The sequence below is a fragment of the Planctomycetia bacterium genome, from assembly GCA_015200345.1.
Taxonomy (GTDB): Bacteria; Planctomycetota; Phycisphaerae; order UBA1845; family UTPLA1; genus PLA3.
Map to the genome: position 1 here is coordinate 2,504,699 of CP054187.1, position 22,677 is coordinate 2,527,375.

Sequence of the window (22,677 nt, forward strand, 5' to 3'; positions counted from 1 at the left end):
CCGGCGCGTTGATTACGCGCGGACCGACCCGCGTTTAAAATCGAGACAGGCGAAAAGGAGGAGCTGAAAATCAGTGAGCTGGCACTGACCTGGCCGGAAACGGTCGCGGTGGCAAGGCGCGCGGAAAGAAGATTACCCCTCTCCTGCTTCCTGTCTTCGGTCTCATTTTAACGCGTTGCGGTCAAAGTGTCACTATTAAACCCTGCAAGTCGCGCATCCGAATTGCAGATGGCCCGGCCACGCGGACCGGCTGTCCCCATAAAAGGGTGGGGTCCAAAATTTCCGGGGAGCAGTGGGAGTTCGTGAGCGGGCAGATTGGCGTGATGGGGTCACTCAAGGTCGCGCACGGGCTGCGGCGCGGGTCGCCCGGTGGTCGAAGGAATGGGATTCGCACGCATGGATTCCTCCGGTGTCGTGCCCGGGGCGGCATCGGACGCGACGATTCCGGTGTTTTGCACCGGCGTGTCGAACGGGAGCAGATCGGCCCCGGTGAGCAGCCCTCCCGGCGAGAGACTCGCGGCGCCGAAGCCCCGCTGCTGGAAACACTCGGCCACGATTTGGCGGATCTGGTCCTGTAACCGCTCGGGCTGGATGCGCGCGTTGAGCGTATGAAAGCCGAACTCCTCGGCCATCTGGTTGTATTCCTTGATGAGCAGGTTCTGGTAGCGTTTGAAGCTGTCGTAGGGGTCGTCCCCCATGGCCATGTCCATGCCCGATTCAAAGTAGTCGATCGGGCCACGCACCATGACCCGCCGGATCAGCGTCGTGATGTCCAGCTTGAGATAGAGCACCAGGTGCGGCTTGGGCGCGAACCCGAAGAGATCGCGCACCCACTGGCGATCCGTTCCGCGGACCGTGTCCCGCGCGAAGGCGGTGAAAACGTAGCGATCGGCGAGAACAACGAAACCGCTCCGCAGGGCGGGGAGGATTTCCTTTTCCAGCCGGTCCGCGAAATCGGCGGCGTAGATCAGCGAATACGTCCACCGGTTCAGCATCCGGCCTTCCTTGGCCTCGGTGATCGTGCGCCCGATGAGGCGGCTGCGCGTCCAGCCGGTCTCGACGACGCCGTAGCCCTGCACTTCGAGCCACTCGCGGAGCATGGCGATCTGCGTCGTGCGGCCGACGCCGTCGGTGCCCTCGATGGTGATGAGGATTCCGGGGTAATCGGCGGGTTCGATGTACGGCAGGCCTTCGCCGAAGAATTGAAGCTGACTCATGCGATCCTCGGATTCTTGTCGTAGTGTCCCAGTCTTCGTTCGATCTCGATTCGGACCTGGCGTTGTTGATCGGCAATGTTCCGGCTCGCGTCGATGACCACGAACTGATTCTCGCTCGCCATGCGATCGTATTCATCGAGAATCCGCCCCTGGAAGATTTTGAAGCTCTCCAGCGGAACGGGGTGCAGTTTCAGGTCCATGCCGGCTTCGAAGTCCTTAAGCACCTGGCGTGCCATGGTGATGCGCTGCACCGATACTTCGATGGGCACCTTGAAGTACAGCGCGATGTCCGGCTTGGGAGCGAACCGGTACACCTTTCGCACCCAGAGCGGGTCGCAGCCGCGCACCACGTCACGCGCGTAAGCCGTGAAGACGTACCGGTCGGCCAGGACGATCATCCCCGCTTTGAGCGGCGGCACGATGTTGGTGACCATGCGATGCGCGAAGTCCGTCGCGTGCAGCAGGCTGAAGGTCGTCGGCGTGAGGCTATGTTGTTTCTTGCCCTTCTTGGTGGTTTTCTTCACGAGGTCGGCCGAGTTCCACTCGGTGAAGAAGACGTTGTAACCGGCTGCTTGCAGCCAGCGCTGGACGAGGCGGATCTGGGTGCTCTTGCCCGAACCGTCGATGCCTTCGACGATGATGAGTCGGCCCGGGTAATTGTGCGGGCTAAGCATGCTTTCAATCGCGGGGGTCATGAGAGGGGGTCTCCGGGACTGAACGGGTCGTTTGGCAGAATCGGCGGTGGTTGCGAAGCGGGTTCGGTCTGGCCGCGGCGTTGGGCGGTCTTGTTCACGTCGGTGATGTGCGGCGCCGGGGCATCGGGCGAGGGCGTCACGGCAAACCGCAAGGCTCGATGGAATTCGCGTTCGAACATCTCGGCTTTGTGCCGTGCCGTCCACAATTCCAGCTCCACGTCGCGCGGCGTTCGCACGACGATCTCCACGGCATCCGGCAACACCCGGCACGTGACGCCCTCGACCACGTTGTAGTGCGTGCGGTCCAGCGCGTTCGCAATCCGCAGTATCGCCGCGAGCTTGCGCACCACGGGGCGATCCTTGCGGCACAACCGCTTCCAGGTGTAATGGTTCTTGCGCGGGCGGCCCTTGCGATGGTAGCGTGCGACGTTCGCCAGAATCTCGATCTCCTGCTCCGTAAAGCCCTGAAGCCGGCCGTTGCGGATCAGATAATACGAATGCTTGTGGTGCGCATTGTGGCTGATGTGATAGCCGATGTCGTGCAGCAGGCAGGCATGGCGCAGCAGTTCGCGATGGGCGTCTTCCAGCTCGTGCAACGAGCGCAACTGGTCGAAGAGCATCAGCGCCAGTCGGGCGACCTGTTCGGCGTGAGCTTTGTGATAACTGCACCGCTCGGCCAGTTGAATCACACTTCGAGATCGCGGATCGGGCCAGGCAGCGCGGGCCAGTAAGTGCGCTCGATGGCCCGCGATGTGATCGATGATGATCCCCTCGCGCATGGCCATGTCGCAGTATTCAAACTCGCTGATCCGGAGCATGCGCATGAGCGTCAGCAGGAGGATCGTCGCCGGGTAAAGGGTATCGCTGCGGCGCTCGTCCACACCGGGCATGCGCAGGCGGTCTTCGCGCTTCATGGTGCCCAGTTCGCTGCGCAGCTCCTTCAGCGCCGCGCGGCGCAGCCGCAACTGCATCACCGGGTCGATCTCCGACACGCCTCGCCGGTGAGCACAAACCGTCGCCAGCATTTGAAACGTGCCTGACGTGCCGATGCATCGCGCGAAGCGCCGCTCGCCGATCTGCTTCACCAGCGGCGCCAGTTGATCCTCGATGTGCCGGCGCATGGCCTTGATCTGACCGGCCGACGGCGGATCGCTTCGCAAAAACACCTCCGCCAGTCGAAGCGATCCCAGCTTGGCGCTCAAGAGCAGCTCCGGCCGCACGGCGTTTCCGACGATCAGTTCGATGCTGCCCCCGCCGATGTCGACGATCAGATTGTCCTGCGTGCCAAGATCGACGGCGTGGCGGACGGCGAGATAGATCAGCCTCGCTTCTTCGTCGACCGAGAGCACGCGGATGTCCATGCCCAGCGTCTGTCGGACGGCTTCGACGAAGTCGCCGCCGTTGCGCGCCTCGCGCACAGCGCTCGTGGCGACGGCGCGGACCCGATCAATGCCTTTGAGCGCCGCCATCTTGCTGAAGCGCGCTAACGCCGCCAGGCCTTCGCTCAATGCGCGCGGGGTCAGGACGTGTTCGACAAAACCGCCCTTGCCGAGCTGCACCATCTGCTTGTCGCGCCCGAGGATTCGAAAGTCTCCATCGGGCGAAATCTCCACCATGACGAGGTGAATGCTGTTCGTGCCGATATCGATTGCGCCGAACTTGGCCGGCGGCGGTTTGCGAATGACCTGCTGCCGCCGCGCGTCCAGCCCCGGCGCTGCCGAATCGCCGATCGCGCCGGTCGGCGATGTGTCGCCATGGGTCAGCGGATGCGTCCAGGGTGTCGTGTGTCTGCTCATTCGATTGCGTTGCATGCGTCGCAGCCCGGTAACCGGCGCGACGACTTGGTTCAATTATTGACGGCCGGCGACCCGTTTCGAAGGAACTCCCCATCGGCCGCCAAGCGCGACACGGTGCGCGACGGAATCGCCTCGGCTGCGGGGCGATCCAGCGCCGCCAGCACGCGCGGCCACGATGTCTCGATCCGATCCCGATCGGCCTCGGCCACGCGCATGACCCGCGCCGCGATCTCCAGCAGGTCGGCGCAGAGACTGGACATGGACGCCATCATTTCGCGATTGGACGCCAGCGCCGTCAGCCAGGCGGCGGCTGTCAACTGATCGTTCCAGTGTCCCAGGAGCGTTTGCGCGTCCGTCAGGTGCGCGATCATCGCTTCGTGGTCGGCCAGGCCCAGTCGCTGGCGCAATTCGGCGCAATAACGCAGCTTCTTCACGGCGATGCGGGCCGGATGCAGATCGGCCCCGGCGCCGATCGCGCCGGCCTTCAGCGCTGCCATTCGCCTGGCGAAGTGGCGATCCAGGATCTCAACCGTCGAGGCGCGCACGCGTTGGGTGGACTTTGCAAACTGCTTGATGGCGGCTTCCACGCGCGCCATGGCCTGCGCCGCATCGCCGGACTGGCAGGACTTCCGGGCACGGCGCCATGCGGAATCGCGCCAGGCGTCCAGAATCGGCATCAGTCCGGCGCGCTGGTCCGCGCGGATCAGGCCCGATGCTTCGTGCTCGCGAAACGTCTCGCCCAGGACGTCCAGATCACGCAGATGACAAAAGGCTTGCCGCATCGCGCGCAGCGCCTTGCGACCCCGGCGGACGCGCTGGGTGCCCAGCGATTTTTCCATCAGGTGCAGAGGCTCGTTCAATCGCCGCGCCGCCACACGCAAGTCATGCACGTCGCCCGGCTCGCCGGTCTGCCGCGCCGCCGACCAGGCGCGATTCAGCCGTCGCACTTGACGCCACGCGAATTCCGAGAGCAAGTCCGCCGGACTCGGTTCGAACGTCCTGCCTGTCGCTTTTTTCTTCATGGTCCGGTTCCCATGCGATCATAGGCTGGGGCGACTCATCCAGCCCGCGACGCACAACGGCGCCGATCCGTTACGATCGCTTCCGCGCCATCAGTCGTAACTGTTTCGGCGCCAGCAGCCACTGCAACTGCCCGCGGATCGGCGGCTCGAACGAATCCACCGTGATTGCCGCCATCGAACCCTTCTTGAACCGCACCGCGCCGAACCGGCTGCCCGTCAGCAGGTACGTCGCGAAATCGCCCAAGTAAGGCTCATGACCCACCAGGGCGACGCACGTCAACGTCGATGCAGCGCGCAATCGTGCCAGCAATTCGTCAAAGCTTCCGCCCGGTTCCAGCTCGCTCACGGTTCGCATGCCGCACGGCCGCGCCAGCGCCTGGACCAGCAGCTCGGCCGTTTGGACGGCGCGAAGCAACGGACTGGTCCACACTTCGTCGACCGCGATCTGCAATCGCGCGAAGCCCTGCGCCGCGCGGCGAAACCGACGGATGCCCGCCGGTGTCAGAGGCCGCGCCGCATCGTCCAAGTCCGGCGGGGCATCGCGCTGCGTGGCGATCCCGTGGCGCACGAGTATCAGCTTCATTCGCTCCGCTCCCGGCGGTGATTATACCGGCGGCGTGCGGCTTCGCGCAGGGGGCGCGGCCAGGCGATTCCGTCGCATTAAGAAAGGATTAATCGCGGTTCGTGCGGTCGAAACTCACTCTTTCAGGCCGACCCGATGACGCACACGCTGAATGACTTCGCGATCGTGTTCGTCACGCACGGGTTGCGTGCAGCCGGCATGGTCAAGCACGACCCGCAGCGCCTCATCGGCGGCGAGCAACCTGTCAGGCAGACCAGGCCAGGGCGAGGCACGAAGCACGCGGTCCGGCACGTCTTGCTGTCCCTGATTGCGCACGCCGATCACCTGCCGGTCTCCGGGCATTCCGTCGACCCTGTTTCCGGCGAGGTAGTAGGCTCCTTCACGCCCGGTCAGATCGGTCGTCAACAGCCGATCCGCCTTGTCGCCCCAGGGATGGTCCTGGAGCGTGAGAAAGTAATTGTTGACGAAATTGCCCCGTGCCGTGCTGACAAGCCCGCCCTGCCGGCTGCCGCAGATGACGTTGTTGGTGACCTGCACGATGCCGCCGCTGATGTCCGGCGCGCGACCTTTCATGAATGCAAAGAGGCATTGATCAATATGGACATAAGCCGGATCCTCCACGTTCGGCCGTCCCGGCGAGGAGCCGACCAGCAGCCCCTTGGTAAAGCTTGCGTAGCCCCCCGAGAAGAGGCAACGTCGAAACGTGATGCGCCGGCAATCGTCCCACACGGAGCCGTTGTCGTCGGTGCTATTCTGAATCGAGCAGTTCTCGATCAGCACGTCGGTGGCCGGGCGGCCACGATCCCCCATGATCAGCAGCGATCGCCAGCCGCCGCTTCCGTGCCCCGATTTGCCTTCGTAGTCGCCGTGCACGTGCTGGCGCGATGATGCCGTCGGAAACCCATCGCCGCAGCGAAACCGCAGGTGACGCAAGACGACGTGATGGGTTCCCAGCACTTCGACCTGATGACGATAGAACGTGATGCCGGGTGCCGGTGCCGTGCCGCCGTCGATCGCGAGATAGGGCGTGCTGATGGTCAGTTTGTTCTTCAGGTGGATGCCGCCTCCCAGCGTGAACCGAATAATCGCCGGCCCGCGAGCGCGCTCGAGCACATAGCGGATGCTGCCGGGGATCGGCCGATCGTTCGGGCCGTAATCGTCCAGCGTCGTAACGTTCAGCACGCGCTGGGTTGGGGCGGATGGGTACGTCGTCGCGGGCCGGGTCGCTGGAATGGGATCCGTGGACGCGCAAAGCGCCAGGAAGTTGAGCGGCGCGGCTGCCCCGGCAATGAAGACAGCGAACGACAAGGCAAACGGCCGCGCGGGTTGGATCAGCATGGCGACGTATTCTAAGTGGAGCCGCAGAATGATTCATCGGGTGTGGCACCTGCCGCGGCGGGTGAATCACAGGCGAGACGCCTGTGCCACAGGTGAATGCGCTTCGCGGCTTCACTTAGCCGGAACGCCCGGATAAGAAGGAAGCGCGGATTGCCTGGGGCACCGAGCGTCGGCACCTGCCGCGCCGAGTTCACACGTGTCTCGTGTTGTTCTGATCCGCTTCGCGCCGCACAATGTGGTCATGCCGACGCACGATTCTCGACCACGTGCCGAAGACCGACCCGACGCCGCGCAGCCGCTCCCGGACGCTGCGCACGGTCGCGGATCGGACAAGCTGCTGGCCATCGGCGCGTACGGTGAGACCGTTGCCGCGTATCGTTATCTGGTTCTTGCGGAGAAAGCCTCGCGCGAGGACCATCGCCGCGCCTTCGCCGACATGGCCGACGAGGAGCAGGGTCACAAGCAGCGTTTGCAGAAGCTGTTGGCCGAACTGTATCCGCAGGCCGATTTCGTGCTGACGCCCGAAGACAAGGAACGGGTCGTGACCGGTCCGCGCGTGATCGATGTGCGCAACGAGGCGTCGGTCGCCGCAGCCATGCAAATGATCCTAGACACCGAGCGCAAGACCGCCGCGTTCTATGCCGAACACGCCCGGCAGATGCCGACCGCCGCGCTGCGGGCGCTGTTTAGGGAATTGGCCGAAGAAGGCGCGGAGCATTATCAACGATTGCGCGAGATTGCGCGCGACTTGGGCATGAGCGATTCATGAGATGAAGCGTGGCGCGCTCGTGTTCTTGTTCAAGGCGTGCAAACGCTGACGCGGCGCCGCACAATCGAAAAACCGGTGGCCCAGGCGTCCTGCCTGTGTTTCACCTGCTACGGCGGCCGCCCCAATGAATGAACCCTGCTGCGGCGACACGTGGGAGTCGCATGGCTGCCAAAGGCCGCGGCCATGCCCTCCGGCGGATCTTCTACTATACTCGCATGATCGCAGCAGCATCGTTCGCAAGCAATCAACCTGCACGCGAAGCACGGAACACACTCGACCCCAGGGGATTCCATGAGCGTTTCCAACGATCAGCTTCTCACCGCCCTGCGCGGCGTGATCGATCCCGAACTTGGCAAGGACCTCGTCACGCTGGAGATGGTCAAATCCGCCGTGATGGAAAACGGTCGCGCCAAGCTGCAAATCGAGCTGACCACGCCGGCTTGCCCGTTGAAGGACAAAATCAAAACGGACATCGAGGCCGCGTTGGCAAAGCTCGGCGGCGTCAGCGGCGTCGACATCGAATGGTCGGCCCGGGTGCGCTCGACGCCGAATCTTGCGGGGCGACTTCCCGGCGTGAAGAACACTGTGGCCGTTGGCGCCGGCAAGGGCGGCGTGGGCAAATCGTCCATCGCGGTGCTGGCCGCCGTCGGCCTCGCACGGGAGGGCGCGAAGGTCGGCCTGATGGACGCCGACATCTACGGCCCGAGCATTCCCAAGATGCTCGGCGTGGAGTTCGAGCGACCGCGTGTCAGCGGCGAGAAGATTCTCCCGATCGAGGCCTTCGGGCTGAAGGTGATGTCGATGGGCTTTCTCGTCGAGCCGGACAAAGCGGTGGTCTGGCGCGGGCCGATGGTGCACGGGGTCATTCGCCAGTTTCTCGATCAGGTCGAGTGGGGCGAGCTGGACTATCTCATCATCGACCTGCCGCCCGGGACGGGTGACGTACCACTGACACTCGCGCAGAGCATCCCCATGACCGGCGCGGTCATCGTCTGCACCCCGCAGGAGGTCGCCCTGCTCGATGCGATCAAGGCCTTGCGCATGTATCAGCAGTTGAACGTCGACATCCTCGGCATCGTCGAGAACATGAGCTACTTCACCGCGCCCGACACGGGGAAGGAGTACGACCTCTTCGGCCGCGGCGGCGCGAAGCGGGCCGCCGAGCGCGTGGGCGTGCCGTTTCTCGGTGAGATTCCGATCAACATCAACATCCGCGTCTCGGGCGATAACGGCTCGCCGCAGACGAACTTCGACGGGCCGGATGCCCTCGCGCGTGACGCGATCATGGCATTTGTACGCAACCTCGCCGGGCGCATCAGCACGCGCAACCTGCTCCAACCCGCCGCGCCGGAATTGAAGATCACCTGATCGTTTGCTTGGGCGATTCTCCCTTCTGGTAACGACGACACCGGCACCAGCCCCCCAGGCGGCGCCAGCACCGTGAAGACCGCGTCGCCGGCGTCCATGGCGACGTTGTTGGCGCCGTCCGTCGCGACGACTCGGACGCGGACCGTGGTGGAAGGTCGATTCGGCAGGAAGGCGATCTCCGTGCCGCCGTTGCCGGTTTGAGGCTATCGGAGGCGCTGCGACCGGTCGTTGCTGCCGTTGTCAGTCGACCGGCAGCGATCAATTCGTGAGATGCTCGATGCATGCGTCGCGGACCACCTGATGGGGGTGGATGCGTCACCGAACAGCCGTTGGGTGCGACGACGGTTACGATCGGGAGCAGGGGTCATCAAATCTCTTGGCAGATGAGTGTGCGGGGAACCGAAATGACAAATGCCCGATAAGAAAGGCCGTCCCATATCCGGGTAACGGTCTCAATCTAGGAAATTTCGACAGTTTTTTTGCCCCTTGCCAATATTGGTGTATAATAAACGGTCTGCAAGACACGTCCGATGCAGCGAATCGCGAGGCGGCTCGAAGCTAACCTAAAATCCTTATCGGCAAAGAGTTAACCTGCGCGGGCCGGCGGTTCAGGGAGCGATTGTGGTCTCGGCTGAAGTTGCGGAATTGACAGAGCGGATTCGTCAACGGAGTGACATCGTGGATGTCATCTCCGCGCATCTGACGTTGAAGCGGGCCGGCCGCAATTTCAAGGGCCTGTGCCCCTTTCATCAGGAAAAGACCCCATCGTTCAACGTTCTGCCAGAGCGGCAGTTGTTCAAGTGCTTCGGCTGCGGGGTCGGGGGCGACGTGTTCAAGTTCATCCAGCTTCGCGAGGGGCTTAGCTTTTCCGAGGCGCGGGCGTTGCTGGCCGAGCGTGCCGGCATCTCGCTGGAGCTGCGCGAATCGCGCGGCCCGACCGGCGAAGGCGACGCAATCACCAAGGCTGATTTGGAGCGGGTCAATCGCTGGGCGGCCGACTGGTTTCGCGCCCAGTTTGCCGGCGCGGCGGGCCAGTCGGCACGGAATTATGCGGCGTCCCGAGGGATTTCCGAGGAGTCGGTCGAGCGATTCGGCCTGGGGTATGCCCCGAATTCGTGGGAGTCGCTGGTCCGCGCGGCGCGGCAGCAGTCGATCCCGCCGGCGCTGCTGCTGGCGGCGGGTTTGACGAAAGGTCGGGAGGATGGTTCGCAATACGACGCGTATCGCGATCGGTTGATCTTCCCGATTCGCGACGCGATGAATCGGGTGATCGGCTTTGGCGGTCGCACGCTGGGGGACGATCCGGCGAAGTACATCAACAGCCCGCAGTCGATTCTGTTCGACAAGAGTCGCTGTTTGTACGGTCTGGACGTGGCCAAGTCGCATTTTTCCGACAATCGCCGGGCGGTGGTCGTCGAGGGGTATCTCGACTGTCTGCTGGCGCATCAACATGGTTTTGATACGACCGTCGCGACGCTGGGCACGGCGCTGACGGAGCACCATGTCCAGATGCTCCAGCGGTATGTGGACGGCGTGACGGTGGTATTTGATACGGACTCGGCGGGGATGCGGGCGGCGGAGGCGTCGCTGTTTGTGTTTGCCGGCGCACAACTTGACGTCCGTCTGGCGCAGGTCCGGGAAGGCAAGGATCCTGCGGAACTGCTGCAAATTCAGGGGAAAGAGGGGTTCAACGAGACTTTGACCTCGGCGGTCAGCGCGCTAGAATTCAAATGGCGTCAGGTGGTCCGGCAGTTCGACGCCGACGCACCCGGACCAGCCCGTCGCCGAGCGGTGGAGGAGTTCTTGAGCCTGCTCGCGCGGTCCGGGGAGTTCGGGTCATACGATCCGATTCAACGGGGGTTTGCCCTCAATCAGGTCGGCAAGTTGCTTGGTTTGACGAGCGAGGAGGTCAACCGCCAGCTACGGATCGTGGCTCGCAGGCAGCGTGCACCGGAGGTTCCGGCGACTTCCCAACCGACGTTCGTCGGTGCGCCGGATGCGACGGGCCGGGCGCTGAAGGATCTCTTGGAGGTCTTCATCAACGCGCCGGCATATTATCACGACGCGGCCGATGTGTTTCATCCGGACGGCTTCACCGATCCGGATTTGCGTCAGATAGCGGAAGTGGTCATTGAAATGGCAGGTCGGGAGGGTGGATTCTCGCCTGCGGAGTTGATCGGCCGGTTCGAGTCGGTGGAGCTCGCCGGTCGGATAACGGACTTGCAGATGGCCGGCGAGCATCGGGGGAATTATGCGAAGACGGTCGAGGGGGCGGTGGCTCGGCTTCGATTGATAGAACAGCAGCGTCAGTTGGGCGAGCAGGTGTCGCGGCTTCGTGAGCCGGCGGCCATGTCCGCGGACGGTTCACAGACGAGAGCCGAATCAAAGTCACCTTCGGCGAGTCAGGAGCAGGCGGCCCGCGCGGTTCAGGAGACGGCGAAACGAATCAGGCATTTTGCGGCGCGCAAGCATCTGACGGCCCCATCACTGCGTGGCGTCGGATCGGTCGGGCCGCAAGGGACGACGTAGCAGAGGGAGTGCGAAGGGAGCGCGTCGGGGCGAGGGAGCTTCGGCGTGGTGTGAAACGAGAGCGAGGCGCAGGGTGCGATCGAGTTGTCGGTATGGATCCGCCCCGCAGCATCAAGCGCACTGATGGGAGTCGCACTGGTATGAGTCGAATGATGTCCAAACAACCCCCCGTTGAGACGCCGGCCCCGGTTCAAGCTCCGGTGGCGCGCGAACGCAAGTCGACGGACCCGATCGATCTAAGCGTGTCGGACCTGATTGAAAAAGGCCGCACGCGCGGGTACCTGACTTGGGAGGAGCTGAATGAATCGCTCACGGACGAGGTGATTCAAGCTGACCGGCTCGAGGTCATCCTGCATAAGATCGAAGAATACGGCATTGAGATGGTGGACGAGGCCGACGCGCAAAAACCCGTCTTTGCCGATGACAGCGCGTCGCCGGCGACCAAGCCGCAGTTCAATCCGACCGAGGCGCTTCCGGCCGAGGAGGAGTTTCCGATCGAGGCGCCGAGCCGCCGGATCGACGATCCGGTGCGGATGTACCTGACGCAGATGGGCGAGATACCGCTGCTGACGCGTCAGCAGGAGATCACGCTGGCCCGTCGGATCGAGCTGACGCGGACGGCGTTTCGTCGGAAGGTGCTGGAGTCGGACTGTAGTCTGGCGGCGGCCGTAGAGACGCTGCAACAGGTGTTCGACGGCACGTTGCCGTTCGATCGGACGATGAAGATATCCAGCGGCGAGAACCAGGTGAAAAACGCCGTGATGGCGCGGCTGCCGGGCAATCTGGTGACGGCGCGCAAGCTGATGGCGATGAACCAGGAAGACTGGGCGAAGCTGTGCGAGCCGCGCGTGGCGCAGGCGACGCGCCGTGCGTTGTGGTCGAACATTCAACGGCGGCGGCGCAAGTGCGTGACGCTGCTGGAGGAATTGGCCCTGCGCACCAGCCGCGTGACGCCGATGATGCGCAAGCTGTTCGCGCTGTCGGACAAGATGACGGAACTGGAGTCGAAACTGAACGATCCGCGCCTGGCGGAGACGACGCCGGCCGAGGACATCGAGGCGATGCGTGACGAGCTGGCGGGTTTGTGCGACATGGTTCTGGAGTCGCCCGACAAGCTTCGCAAGCGCGTCGCGGTCATCCGCCGCGTTTTCGCCGAGTATGAAGAGGCGAAGCGGAAGCTGTCGGGCGGAAACCTACGGCTCGTCGTCTCCATCGCCAAGAAATACCGCAACCGCGGCCTGTCGTTCCTCGACATCATTCAGGAAGGCAACACCGGTCTGATGCGCGCGGTGGACAAGTACGAATACCGCCGAGGTTACAAGTTCAGCACGTACGCCACCTGGTGGATTCGCCAGGCGATCACGCGGGCCATCGCCGATCACGCGCGGACGATTCGCATCCCCGTGCACATGATCGAGACGATGAGCCGGCTGCGGAACATCTCGCGCGATCTGCTCCAGGAACTGGGCCGCGAGGCGACGATCGAGGAGATCGCCAAGCGCGCGAAGATGCCGATGGCCGAAGTGCGCCGCGTCCTGAAGATCAGCCGGCACCCGATCTCGCTGGATCGACCGGTCGGCGAGGGCGAGGATTCGTACTTCGGCGATTTCATCGAGGACGGCGCGGCCGAGAACCCGGTCAGCACGGCCAGCAACGAGATGCTCAAGGAGCGCATCGAGCAGGTGCTCAAGAGCCTGACCTATCGCGAGCGGGAGATCATCAAGCTGCGGTACGGCATCGGCGACGGGTACACCTACACGCTTGAGGAAGTCGGCAAGATCTTCAAGGTGACGCGCGAGCGCGTGCGACAGGTCGAGGCGAAGGCGATCCGCAAGCTTCAGCATCCGGTCCGCTGCCGGAAGCTCGAGGGCTTCATGGATCGCGATGGGAACCTGATTCATCCGGAAGAGCTTGGTTGAATCACGGCTTATTGCCGGCAAATCGAAGATCACAGGTGAATACTTACCAACCGGCGGAGCGAGCTGCTTCGCCGGTTTTTTGTTGCTCCCGCGCGCCGCAAACGGTACAACGCTGCGTCAGGTGATGACGCATGATTGCGATGACCGGAACAACAGGCCGAAAAGCCCCCAATGCCTCGCGGGTCCGTGTGGAAAATGAGCGTTACCTCCGCGAGCAATTGATAACATACCTGGGCAACAAGCGCGGCCTGCTGCACACGATTGACGCGGCGCTGGCGCGGGTTCGACGGCGGCTGGGTCGCGATCGGCTGCGCATTCTCGATGCCTTCGCCGGGTCGGGCGTGGTCTCGCGTTTATTCAAGCAGCACGCCTCGTTGCTGGTTTCAAACGATCTGGAGCCATACGCGAAGATCATCGGCGAGTGTTATCTCGCCAACGCTTCAGAGATTGACTTCACGGAGTTGCGTCGACATCACGCGCGTGTCGAAGGCGCGGCGAGGTCGCTTCCTGTTCGCGACGGCTTCATCCGGCGGTTGTATTCGCCGGAGCGCGACGACGCGATCCAGCCCGGCGAGCGCGTGTTTTTCACGGTCGACAACGCCATGCGGATCGATTCGATGCGCGCGGCGATCCGAGAGGCGCCCGCGGCCATGCAGTCGTTTCTGCTGGCGCCGCTGCTGGCGGAGGCGTCGGTTCACAACAATACGTCCGGCGTGTTCAAGGGGTTCTACAAAGACGCGCGTGGCATCGGTCGATTCGGCGGGCAAAATGGTGATGCACTGGCTCGCATTCTTGGGCGTATCGAGCTGCCGTTCCCGGTCTTCAGCCGATTTGAGTGCGATGTTCAGGTGCATCGGGAAGATGCGAACCAACTGGTGCGTCGCCTGCCGGCGATGGACGTGGCGTACTTCGATCCGCCGTACAACCAGCATCCGTACGGCTCCAATTATTTCATGCTGAATCTGATTGCCACGTACGAGGAGCCGGCGGTGATCAGCGCTGTATCGGGCATCGTGCAGGGCTGGCAGCGTTCGGAATACAACCGGCGCGGGGCAGCGGCCCACGCGCTGGAAGATTTGATCGTACACACGCCGGCATCGCACTTGCTGATATCCTACAACAACGAGGGCTTCATCTCGCGGGCACAATTCGATGCCCTCCTGTCGCGACACGGGCGCGTCGAGGTGATCGAGACGGTTTACAACACCTTTCGCGGAAGCCGGAATCTGCGCAATCGGCCGCTTCATGTGAAAGAGCAGTTGTTCCTGGTCGAGCGGGCTTGAGCGAGCGCGGCTCTATTCAAGGTACGGCCCGAAGGCGTGGAAATAGCCCTCGAACATCTGTCGGGTTTTTTCGCGGACGGCGGGCGTGGCGAGATCTTCGAGGCGCGGCAGTTCCACGGCCGACGCAAAATAGAAGAACTTCATCTCTTCGCGATAGTGTTCGACGGGCGGGTCGAGCCAGGTGAGACCGGCCTCTTCGAATCCCATCTCGACAAACTCCGACATCGTATCGCCGGATTCTTCGATCTTCTCCTCAAAGTCCTCGCTCTTCCAGCGATCGTCGGTGAGGATGCCGACGCGGACCTGCGGGATGAGCGGACGCACGGCGATCTCGAGCCAGACGTGCTCGTTGGCGGCGGTGGGCCAGCGCGTGGCGAGGGTCGAGCCGTCGGGCCGATCGTGGCGGAAGGGGGCCTTGAATCGCGCGTCGTTTGCAAACGCCTCCTCAAAAGCGGCGCGAAACGAATCGACGAGGTCGCGTTGAGCAGCGGTGATGACCATGCGGCGTGTTCCTGTATCCCGGTTGGTCGCAAAGTGAAGCCACGAAGCGCATTCACCTGTGGCACAGGCGTTTCGCCTGTGATTCACCCGCCGCGGCGGGTGCCACCCCTATGAATCATTCTGCGGCTCCACTTCGGTTGAACCGATCGCGGTCGCCGATCGCCTCCTGCGCGAAGCAGTGATCGAATGCCGGGATTGTATCGCGCGAGTGTCGAATCGTCGCGGCGGGTCCGAGTCAACCCGGTGAGCGGACGCGAGCGGAGTCGCGGGCGCCGAGCCAGACCAGGATCCGCCGCCGCAGCAAGGTCAGTGGACGGAAAAAGAAACGATGCCAGCGGATCCAGATCGGCGCCTGGTACGTATCGTCGATCTGCGCCGGGTTGAGCTGGTCGGGCCGCATGCGCCGCCAATGTTTGTACAGGTGATAGCGGTCGGCGGATTGGAGTGTGGCGAGGAGTTTTCGCGCAGGCCAGGATCGTCCGAGGATGCCATCGCCGGCGCGCCAGGAGATTTGAAAATCAATCAGATGCGGGCGGCCGTCGTCTCCCAGCAGGATGTTCTCGCGTTTTTCGAGGTCGACGTAGGCGATGCCGCGGCGGTGAATTTCACCGAGCAGGGCTTCGAGCCGGGGAAAGAAGTCGTCCGCGAGCGTGCCTTCTTTTGACAGGGGAGCACCTTCAACGAAGTCATGAAGGATGCCGGTCTTTTCATATCGGCCGAGAAAGCGCGGGACGCCTTCGATGCCCTGGACGGCGGTGTAGAGGCGCGCCTCGTGCCGCGCGAGATAGCGCCCGATGAACGAAAGAGGAATGCCCATGAGCGTGGCGAGGCGGCCGATTTTGAGGATGATCTTGTGTCCATCACCGGATTGATAGAGGCCGGTCGCGGCGAAGAAGTCGTGCTTAAACGTTTTCGAGAGCCGATAGGAGCGGCCTTCGGTGTTAAGTGACTCGGGCAAGTCATCGGAGCCAAGCGCACGCAGCCAGCTTGGCGGGGATTTGCGATCGTGTTGAGCCATCGCGATTCACGCAGTGCGAAGATTCCGTTCCATGGGGATGCGCCCGAAAATGGGGCACAAAAAGTTCAGATTTTCTTGGCGTCCCGCCGCCAGAATGGTAGGCTTTAATGATAATCGGAATCCGGTGGCGGAGGATATTCTCGCTCACTAGGATTCCTCGTGTCTGAATCCCTCGAGGTGAGCACGACGCTTCGAGGGCAGTCAGACGTCCGGAACGGCGACCCACGGCTCGCATCAGCGACCGTTCGACCCCGCCCCTGGAATGCCGCGTCGCGCACGCGACGCCGGCTTCGAACAGGAGAGTCGCCCATGTTGAGAAAAAAGACGGCTGCTTATGCGCTGCTTGCGATCTACGAGATCGCGGAGCAGCAACGCGGTTCTTCCTCGCCGCTTGGCGTGCGCGCCGGCGACGTCGCGGAGAAGCATCACATCCCCAAGGCGTATGTCGCCAAAATCCTTAGCCAGTTGGCCAACGCCGGCGTGTTGCGATCGGATCGCGGTCCGCGCGGCGGATTTCGGTTGAACAAGCCGATGGAAGCAATCACGCTGTTTGATGTGTTCGACGGCGTCGGGGCGTTGATGTCCGACCCATCCAAGCCGTCGTTGGTAAAAGGATTGCCGCCGGCGGTTCAGGCGACGCTGGATCAATCCCAGTTGGAAGTCAGCGACGCCGTTCGGACTGTATTACGCAAAACGTCTATTATGGACTTGCTGCTGGGAACGTCGGGCAACCCCGGCTCGCGGGCCGCGAATCCGGTCGCCGCGCATGTTTAAGCGCGCTGGTCATGGGGTGGCGCGCTGCGTCGTCGCGGTGCTGGCGCCCGGGCGCGAAGTCTCTTGTTCGATGTACGCCGCCAGCGCCTCCACGGCTGACCAGTAGGCCGCCTCCGCGTTGTACAGATAGCCTTCCTTGTTCTTCCGCAGGGTTTCGGCGGCCTTCTCGGGGCTTTTGCGCCGAATTTTCTCGAGGTGGCTTCGCGTGATCTCGTCCGATGCGCGGCAGCGGTCCAGTTGCTCGATGATCGGAGCGCAAATCGCCGCCATCGCGCCGGTCGCATCGCGAACGCGCAGTTTGAACGGCTCGCAGACGGCCACCGGGTCGTCAAACAGCAAGTAGACGGCACGCTCCAGGTGGTCCGGGTCGGCCGTCTCCAGCAGGCGCGAGGCAAACTCAATGCGAAGGGCCATGGCGGCCGGCGCGCCGATCAACGTGATCAGTCGGTCGTTGATTTCCGCATCGGGATGCGGCACGCGCTGAATGAGCAGCGGCAGGGCAGCGGAACCGAGGGAGGCCAGCTCCTGCTGCGCGCCTTCGCGGCGGCGGTAGTCGCGGTCACCCAGTTGTACGATGAGGGATTCGATGCGCCGAGCCAGCGACGACTGGGCCGGACGCGAAGTGGGCTGGGTCGTAGGCCGAGAACTCGGCGCGGAGGTTGATTGCCGCAGCGGGGCAATTTGGTCTGCGCTGGACGGTTGAAGAAGCGGAAGCACCCCCGCGGCGAGAGCCGTCCAGGCCGGCGCGAGCAGAGTGAAACGGGCAAGTCGGTGCGTGATCCGGGCGAAGCGAGGCATTGCGCCATTCTACCATGTCGCGATGAACGCGAGCGAGACGACGGCGCCGGCGATGGCCATGGCGGCGGAAATTTTCACCATCATGCCGAGCAGGCGGCCGAGCGTGGCAAAGAGGCCGACGCGCACGCCGCTGCGCAGGTCATCGCGCAGGGTCATTTCGCCGGCGAGCGCGCCGATGAAACAGCCGATGAAGCCGCCGAGGATCGTGCCGACGACGGGAATGGGAACGGAGAGCAGCAGCATGCCCGCAAAACCGCCGAGGAGCGAGCCGACGGCGGCGCGGCGGCTGGCGCCGGCCTTGCCCGCGACGACGGCCGACGCGGCCAGTTCAACGATCTCGGCCGTGAGCGCGATCGCGCCAAGTGCGACGAGCCATTTCCAGCCGAATCGCTGCCAGCCGAAGTAGCAGTCGTAACCGATGGCGGAGGCGAGAATGACCCACGAGCCGGGTAACGTGAACGCGGCGAGGGCGACGCCGGCGAGGGCGAGTGTGACCAGGGCGATGAAGAGAAACGTTTCCATGACGGTTTCAACCGCGCGCGCCGGAAGGCCGTCGGCGCCCGGGGCTTAGATGGCGGCGCTGATCTCGTCAATAATTCCAACAATGATCGACCGCACCGGGGCTTTGGGGTCGTTCAGCACCTGTCGCGCGCCGTTGCCCTCGTCGAGCACGAGCACGCGCTGGCCCGGCCCCGCGCCGACCGAATCCAAGGCAATGAGATACTTGCCCGTCGGTGAGCCGTCCGCGTAAATGTGATCGACAATCATCAGCTTCTTGCCGGCGCAGATCGGATGATGAATCGTGGAGACGATGTTGCCGCGAACGATGCCGAGGATCACGATTCGCCCCCCGACAACTCGACGGCGTCGACAATGCCGATGATCGCGTGATCCACCGGTACGAACGTCTCGTCCAGCGCCATCGCCGCTTCACGTCCACCTTCGAAGTAAATCAGCTCGCCCGGACCGGCCATGCGCGTCGCATCGCAACAGACAATCGGCGAACCCGCCGGCTGTTGCAGCTTGTCCAGCGGCTGCACGATGAGAAACGGCACGCCGGTCAGGCCTTTGTAGGCGACTGCGTTCACGACCGTTCCCATCACGCGACCGAGGTGCATCACCAGCCCTCCCCGAAGCGCGTCGAGCGAGACAGCTTCTCGCGCAGGGCATCGTCCCATCGCGGGATGATGCTGCTGCATGCCGGCGCGGAGCGATTGGCAATACGACCGCAGCCGATTTCAATCGCCGCCTCCACGTCGGCCTGCTCGCCGGTGAAGTACGCCAACCCCTTGCCGCCCAGGCCATCGCCCAGGCGCAATTGAACGATGCACACGTTCGCGCCCTTCACCGCCGCGTCGGCGGCTTCCAGCACGGCCGCAAGCGTCGGCGTTTCAATGATGCCCAGCGTATCGGGCGACCAGTCGGTCGTCGCGCCGCCCACGGCGTCATACACGGAGCGATTGACGTCGGGCAACAGGACGCGGTCGAGCACGCTCTCCGCACCATATTGGCAACCAGCGGCAAAAGATTCCTGAACGGATGCGACGTCGCCCTCAAAAAGAACAGCGAATCGGCCCGGTTGGAACGTGCCGACGCGGACGATGTCCACGGGGGCCTTCTTGGCGAGCGCGTCGGCGGCGCGCGTGCCGAGGGCGACGCTGGTGTATTCGATCAGTGCGATGGCGGGTGCGTCGGACAAGCGGGATTCACCTTAATGGTTCGTTGGTGTCGTATACATTCGTCAGGCGATACTCACATTCGTCAGGCCGCGCGGGCTGAAGCCCGCGGCTCGTTGATTACCTGCTGCTCGTTGGCGGCCCGCGGCTCGTTGACTACCTGCTGCTCGTTGGCGGCCCGCGGCTCGTTGATTACCCGCGGCTCGTTACACGATTCTAAAGTGATCGACCAGCACGCATCGCCGCTCGCGGGAAAAGGTGCGCGGGTCGGTCAGACCTTCGCCCGTGGGGCTGGCAATGCTGAACGAGCAGTATCCCTCTCCCCCCTCGCCGAGGCCGCAGTAAATCGGTCCGTTCTTCACGAAGATGCTGCAATTGATCTCGCGCGCCATGCGCGAGAGGTTCGCCAGATTCAGCGAGTGCATGGCGGCCGAGTGGCCGAAGCCGTGTTCGGCGGCGATGGCGAGATCGATGGCTTCGTCGGCACTCTTGACGCGTGCGACCGGCAGAACCGGCATGAGCTGCTCGGTCCAGATGAGCGGATGCTCGACCGGCACATCCAGCACCGCGAGTCGCACCGTGTCCGGCACGCGCAGGCCGATCTGTTCGAGAATGACGTTGGCGTTTTTTCCGATCCACTTTCGGTTGATGACGCCGGGTTTGCGCGGGCCGCGTGTTTCCTCGAAGATGACTTTTTCCAGCGCGCGGGTCTGCGGCGCCGTCAGAATGATCGCGCCGTTGGACTCCATCACTTTGAGCAGCTTGTCGGCAATCGCCTGCACCGCGAAGACTTCCTTCTCGTCGGTGCAGATCACGTTGTTGTCGAACGACGCTCCGCGCACGATGTCTCGACCGGCTTTGTCGAGATCGGCCGTCTCATCGACGACGACGGGCGGATTGCCCGGCCCGGCGCAGACGGCGCGTTTGCCGCTGGCCATGGCGGCCTTCACGACGCCCGGCCCGCCGGTGACGACGAGCAGTCGCACGCCGCGATGCTGCATCAGTTGTTGCGCCGACTCGATGGTCGGCTCGGCCAGCGCGGTGACGACGTTGGGAGGTCCGCCGGCGCGCTGGATGGCCTCGTTGATGAGGCCGACGTTGCGACACGAAACGCGCTTCGCGTTGGGATGCACGTTGAAGACGACGGTGTTGCCGGCCGAGACCATGCCGATCGTGTTGCAGATGATGGTCGACGTCGGATTGGTGGTCGGCGTGATGGCGGCGATGACGCCGAAAGGCGCACGCTCGATGAGCGTGAGGCCGTTGTCGCCGGAGGAAGCGCGCGGTTCGAGGACTTCTGGGCCGGGCGTCTTTCGCGTGACGAGGCGGTTTTTTATGATCTTGTCCTCGACGCGGCCCAGGCCGGTTTCTTCGTGTGCATCGCGGGCGAGGCTGATGGCGTTGGCGAACATCGACTCGCGGATGGCAGCGATGATTTCCTTGCGTTTCTCGAGGCTGACGCGTTTGAATTGCCTGAACGCTTCGGTGGCCGCGGCGACGCACTCGTCAATGGTGCGGAAGACGCCGGCGGGGAGCGCGCCGCCGCGCGCGATGGTTTCGCGCTGGGCGGGCGGGAGGTTCGGCGCGCCAGGCGCCGCGCCGGATCGCAGCCGATCGAAGACGCGGGCGGCGATGGCGTCGATTTGGCTGTCATCGAGGCGAGACACGGCGCAAGCTCCTGGACGAGGGATGCGGAACTACTTCTTGTATTTCGTTTCCCCGCCGACTTCCCACTGATCGACGATCGCCATGACGACGGCGTCGACGGGCTTCTTGTCCGTCGCCTCGGTCTGCCGCGCCGAGGAGCCGGCGGCGTACAGCACCATTTCGCCGATCCCCGCGCCGACGGCATCGGCCGCGACGACCGTCGCGCCGGTCGGCTTGCCGTCGAGATCGACGCACTTGAGCACGAGCATCTTCAGCCCGCCAAGGCTGGGTTCCTTGCGGGTGGCGACGACCGTGCCGATGACTTGGGCGAGCAGCATGAGATTCTTGTGTCAATGCATTGAACGAATCCGTTCAACGTGGTGCGTTCATTTTTTTGTCGAGCCAAGGCCGTCGTGCGGCGAACTTCACCGATGCGTCCCGAAGCCGGCAGTTGTTTAATCGCTCGTCTGAAGTCTGCGAACGCTTGAAGCGCTACGCAGCTCGCGGAACGGTTGCTCGCGCTTCCTGACGGTCGCGGCTTGGAAACGACGCGCTACTTGCCGGCCTTCTTCGCCTGTTCGGCGCGGCCCAGCGGCAGGGCGATGTCCACGTTGGTGTGCGGCCGAGCGATGACGTGCACCGCGACCACCTCGCCCACGCGCGCCGCGGCGGCCTGGCCCGCGTCGCAGGCGGCGCGAACCGCGGCCACGTCGCCGCGCACGATCGCCGTCACATAGCCCCCGCCGATTTTCTCATACGAGACCAGCTCGACCTTGGCGGCCTTCACCATTGCGTCGGCCGCTTCGACCATCGCGGCGAATCCGCGCGTCTCGATCATTCCCAGTGCTTCGGTACTCACCGCATACCTCCATCCAAGTCACGAAACCCATCTGATCGTGTAGTCCACATTCGTCGTCCGGCCATCTTGCGGGTGGGACGCTCACGCTACCCGGGGTATCGGGTTATTTCGCGCTGCGCCCGGTCACGCCGGCGATCGCCGCTTCGGCTGCGCGATAGCCCACGTCAATGTCGCGCTCCTCGCCGCCGAGGTACACGCGCCCGAAACTGCCGAACGAGCGCACTTCAAGGATGTTGATGTTCGCGGCCTTCTCTGCTTCGTTGGCCGCGAGGGCCGCATAGGCCGCCGGCTCCAGCTCCATGACATACAGCGAATGGCCTGGCAGGATCATGTTGCCATGGCGCATGCGATTGATTAACTGCGTCTGGTATGCATCGACGTGGCGGATCACCTGGCTGGAGAGGACGCGCGGCTTGATGCGGTCTTCTTCCTTCAACTCCAAGGCTGAAAGGATCGCCTGGCCCGCGGCGCGGACATCGGCCTGGCTGTCGGCGTGAACTTCGAGGAGGCCGTAGAGCCGCTCGACGATCTGCATGCCGGGGGTGACGCGCGTGCTTTTCAGGGCGATATCGGTCACGCGGTTGATCTCGATGCCCGGGGAAATCTCCACAAACAGCGCTGCCTGAAACGGGTTGGGCAGAAAGCCCTGCGAGACCGTCGCCTGAAACGAGGCGAACTGCGGCTGGAGGCTGTCGAGGAAGGTATAGCTGCGAAGGTCCACGGCCATAGAGGCGCTACGTTAGGACTGGGGCGCGAGGCTGTCAATTACCAGACGCCCATCCGAGCCGGGCCGGTTATGGCCCGGAACCTTCCGCCGCATGACTGCGTCGGCTCGGAACCGATTCTTGATCGTCTGGATCTCGGACTCGCTCGGCGAGCGGCTAT

At 63.6% G+C, this 22,677-nt stretch carries 23 protein-coding genes; 6 read left to right on the forward strand and 17 right to left on the reverse strand.

Going from position 1 to position 22,677, the window contains the following annotated elements; translation table 11 throughout:
* Positions 1-329 precede the first annotated feature (329 nt).
* From HRU71_10255 to HRU71_10280, 6 genes are all read right to left on the reverse strand, one after another.
* Positions 330-1,217: a thymidylate kinase gene (locus HRU71_10255; GenBank protein QOJ03841.1), complete on the reverse strand. Its 888-nt coding sequence runs from the start codon at positions 1,215-1,217 to the stop codon at positions 330-332.
* Positions 1,214-1,912, reverse strand: a complete 699-nt coding sequence (gene tmk / locus HRU71_10260) for a dTMP kinase (protein QOJ03842.1) — start codon at positions 1,910-1,912, stop codon at positions 1,214-1,216. Before tmk ends, HRU71_10255 begins: the two co-directional genes overlap by 4 nt.
* On the reverse strand, positions 1,909-3,708 hold the full coding sequence (locus HRU71_10265; GenBank protein ID QOJ03843.1) for a Ppx/GppA family phosphatase: 1,800 nt from the start codon (positions 3,706-3,708) through the stop codon (positions 1,909-1,911). Before HRU71_10265 ends, tmk begins: the two co-directional genes overlap by 4 nt.
* A gap of 50 nt (positions 3,709-3,758) precedes the next feature.
* Complete coding sequence (locus HRU71_10270; GenBank protein ID QOJ03844.1) at positions 3,759-4,730, reverse strand: CHAD domain-containing protein; 972 nt, start codon at positions 4,728-4,730, stop codon at positions 3,759-3,761.
* Positions 4,731-4,800: 70 nt separating this feature from the next.
* Positions 4,801-5,313, reverse strand: coding sequence for a phosphohistidine phosphatase SixA (gene sixA / locus HRU71_10275; GenBank protein ID QOJ03845.1), 513 nt, complete (start codon positions 5,311-5,313; stop codon positions 4,801-4,803).
* Positions 5,314-5,427: 114 nt separating this feature from the next.
* Positions 5,428-6,651 carry a hypothetical protein gene (locus tag HRU71_10280; protein ID QOJ03846.1) on the reverse strand — a complete coding sequence of 408 codons (1,224 nt, stop codon included), beginning with the start codon at positions 6,649-6,651 and terminating at the stop codon, positions 5,428-5,430.
* A gap of 196 nt (positions 6,652-6,847) precedes the next feature.
* On the opposite strand from HRU71_10280, the gene HRU71_10285 reads away from it, so the two are divergent.
* From HRU71_10285 to HRU71_10305, 5 genes are all read left to right on the forward strand, one after another.
* Positions 6,848-7,420 carry a ferritin family protein gene (locus tag HRU71_10285; GenBank protein QOJ03847.1) on the forward strand — a complete coding sequence of 191 codons (573 nt, stop codon included), beginning with the start codon at positions 6,848-6,850 and terminating at the stop codon, positions 7,418-7,420.
* Between the two features lie 291 nt (positions 7,421-7,711).
* Positions 7,712-8,788 (forward strand): Mrp/NBP35 family ATP-binding protein, encoded by a 1,077-nt coding sequence (locus tag HRU71_10290; protein QOJ03848.1) that lies wholly within the window; start codon positions 7,712-7,714, stop codon positions 8,786-8,788.
* Positions 8,789-9,466: 678 nt separating this feature from the next.
* Positions 9,467-11,317, forward strand: coding sequence for a DNA primase (locus HRU71_10295; GenBank protein ID QOJ03849.1), 1,851 nt, complete (start codon positions 9,467-9,469; stop codon positions 11,315-11,317).
* A 152-nt stretch (positions 11,318-11,469) separates the two neighbouring features.
* Positions 11,470-13,236 (forward strand): RNA polymerase sigma factor RpoD, encoded by a 1,767-nt coding sequence (gene rpoD, locus HRU71_10300; GenBank protein ID QOJ04984.1) that lies wholly within the window; start codon positions 11,470-11,472, stop codon positions 13,234-13,236.
* 140 nt (positions 13,237-13,376) lie between these two features.
* Positions 13,377-14,519 (forward strand): DNA adenine methylase, encoded by a 1,143-nt coding sequence (locus HRU71_10305; GenBank protein ID QOJ04985.1) that lies wholly within the window; start codon positions 13,377-13,379, stop codon positions 14,517-14,519.
* Between the two features lie 12 nt (positions 14,520-14,531).
* Here HRU71_10305 and HRU71_10310 read toward each other — a convergent pair whose 3' ends face one another.
* A complete protein-coding gene (locus HRU71_10310) occupies positions 14,532-15,020 on the reverse strand; it encodes a hypothetical protein (GenBank protein ID QOJ03850.1) in 489 nt (162 codons plus the stop codon).
* Positions 15,021-15,255: 235 nt separating this feature from the next.
* Complete coding sequence (locus HRU71_10315) at positions 15,256-15,978, reverse strand: hypothetical protein (protein ID QOJ03851.1); 723 nt, start codon at positions 15,976-15,978, stop codon at positions 15,256-15,258.
* A gap of 369 nt (positions 15,979-16,347) precedes the next feature.
* Here HRU71_10315 and HRU71_10320 point away from each other — a divergent pair, with 369 nt between their 5' ends.
* Positions 16,348-16,812, forward strand: a complete 465-nt coding sequence (locus tag HRU71_10320; GenBank protein ID QOJ03852.1) for an Rrf2 family transcriptional regulator — start codon at positions 16,348-16,350, stop codon at positions 16,810-16,812.
* Between the two features lie 9 nt (positions 16,813-16,821).
* Here HRU71_10320 and HRU71_10325 read toward each other — a convergent pair whose 3' ends face one another.
* From HRU71_10325 to HRU71_10365, 9 genes are all read right to left on the reverse strand, one after another.
* The gene (locus tag HRU71_10325; protein QOJ03853.1) at positions 16,822-17,610 is read right to left on the reverse strand and encodes a hypothetical protein; all 789 of its coding nucleotides are present in this window, start codon (positions 17,608-17,610) and stop codon (positions 16,822-16,824) included.
* 9 nt (positions 17,611-17,619) lie between these two features.
* Positions 17,620-18,132, reverse strand: coding sequence for a DUF456 domain-containing protein (locus HRU71_10330; GenBank protein ID QOJ03854.1), 513 nt, complete (start codon positions 18,130-18,132; stop codon positions 17,620-17,622).
* A gap of 45 nt (positions 18,133-18,177) precedes the next feature.
* Entirely contained in the window at positions 18,178-18,450 is a 273-nt protein-coding gene (locus HRU71_10335; GenBank protein ID QOJ03855.1) for a EutN/CcmL family microcompartment protein, read from the reverse strand.
* Positions 18,447-18,728 (reverse strand): ethanolamine utilization protein EutN, encoded by a 282-nt coding sequence (locus HRU71_10340; GenBank protein QOJ03856.1) that lies wholly within the window; start codon positions 18,726-18,728, stop codon positions 18,447-18,449. The genes HRU71_10335 and HRU71_10340 overlap by 4 nt, the downstream gene beginning before the upstream one ends.
* Complete coding sequence (locus HRU71_10345; GenBank protein ID QOJ03857.1) at positions 18,728-19,309, reverse strand: BMC domain-containing protein; 582 nt, start codon at positions 19,307-19,309, stop codon at positions 18,728-18,730. Before HRU71_10345 ends, HRU71_10340 begins: the two co-directional genes overlap by 1 nt.
* Before the next feature lie 183 nt (positions 19,310-19,492).
* A complete protein-coding gene (locus HRU71_10350) occupies positions 19,493-20,953 on the reverse strand; it encodes an aldehyde dehydrogenase EutE (GenBank protein QOJ03858.1) in 1,461 nt (486 codons plus the stop codon).
* A 30-nt stretch (positions 20,954-20,983) separates the two neighbouring features.
* Positions 20,984-21,271, reverse strand: coding sequence for a EutN/CcmL family microcompartment protein (locus tag HRU71_10355; protein QOJ03859.1), 288 nt, complete (start codon positions 21,269-21,271; stop codon positions 20,984-20,986).
* 215 nt (positions 21,272-21,486) lie between these two features.
* A complete protein-coding gene (locus tag HRU71_10360; protein QOJ03860.1) occupies positions 21,487-21,792 on the reverse strand; it encodes a BMC domain-containing protein in 306 nt (101 codons plus the stop codon).
* Positions 21,793-21,895: 103 nt separating this feature from the next.
* A complete protein-coding gene (locus HRU71_10365; protein QOJ03861.1) occupies positions 21,896-22,519 on the reverse strand; it encodes a hypothetical protein in 624 nt (207 codons plus the stop codon).
* Between the last annotated feature and the right edge of the window lie 158 nt (positions 22,520-22,677).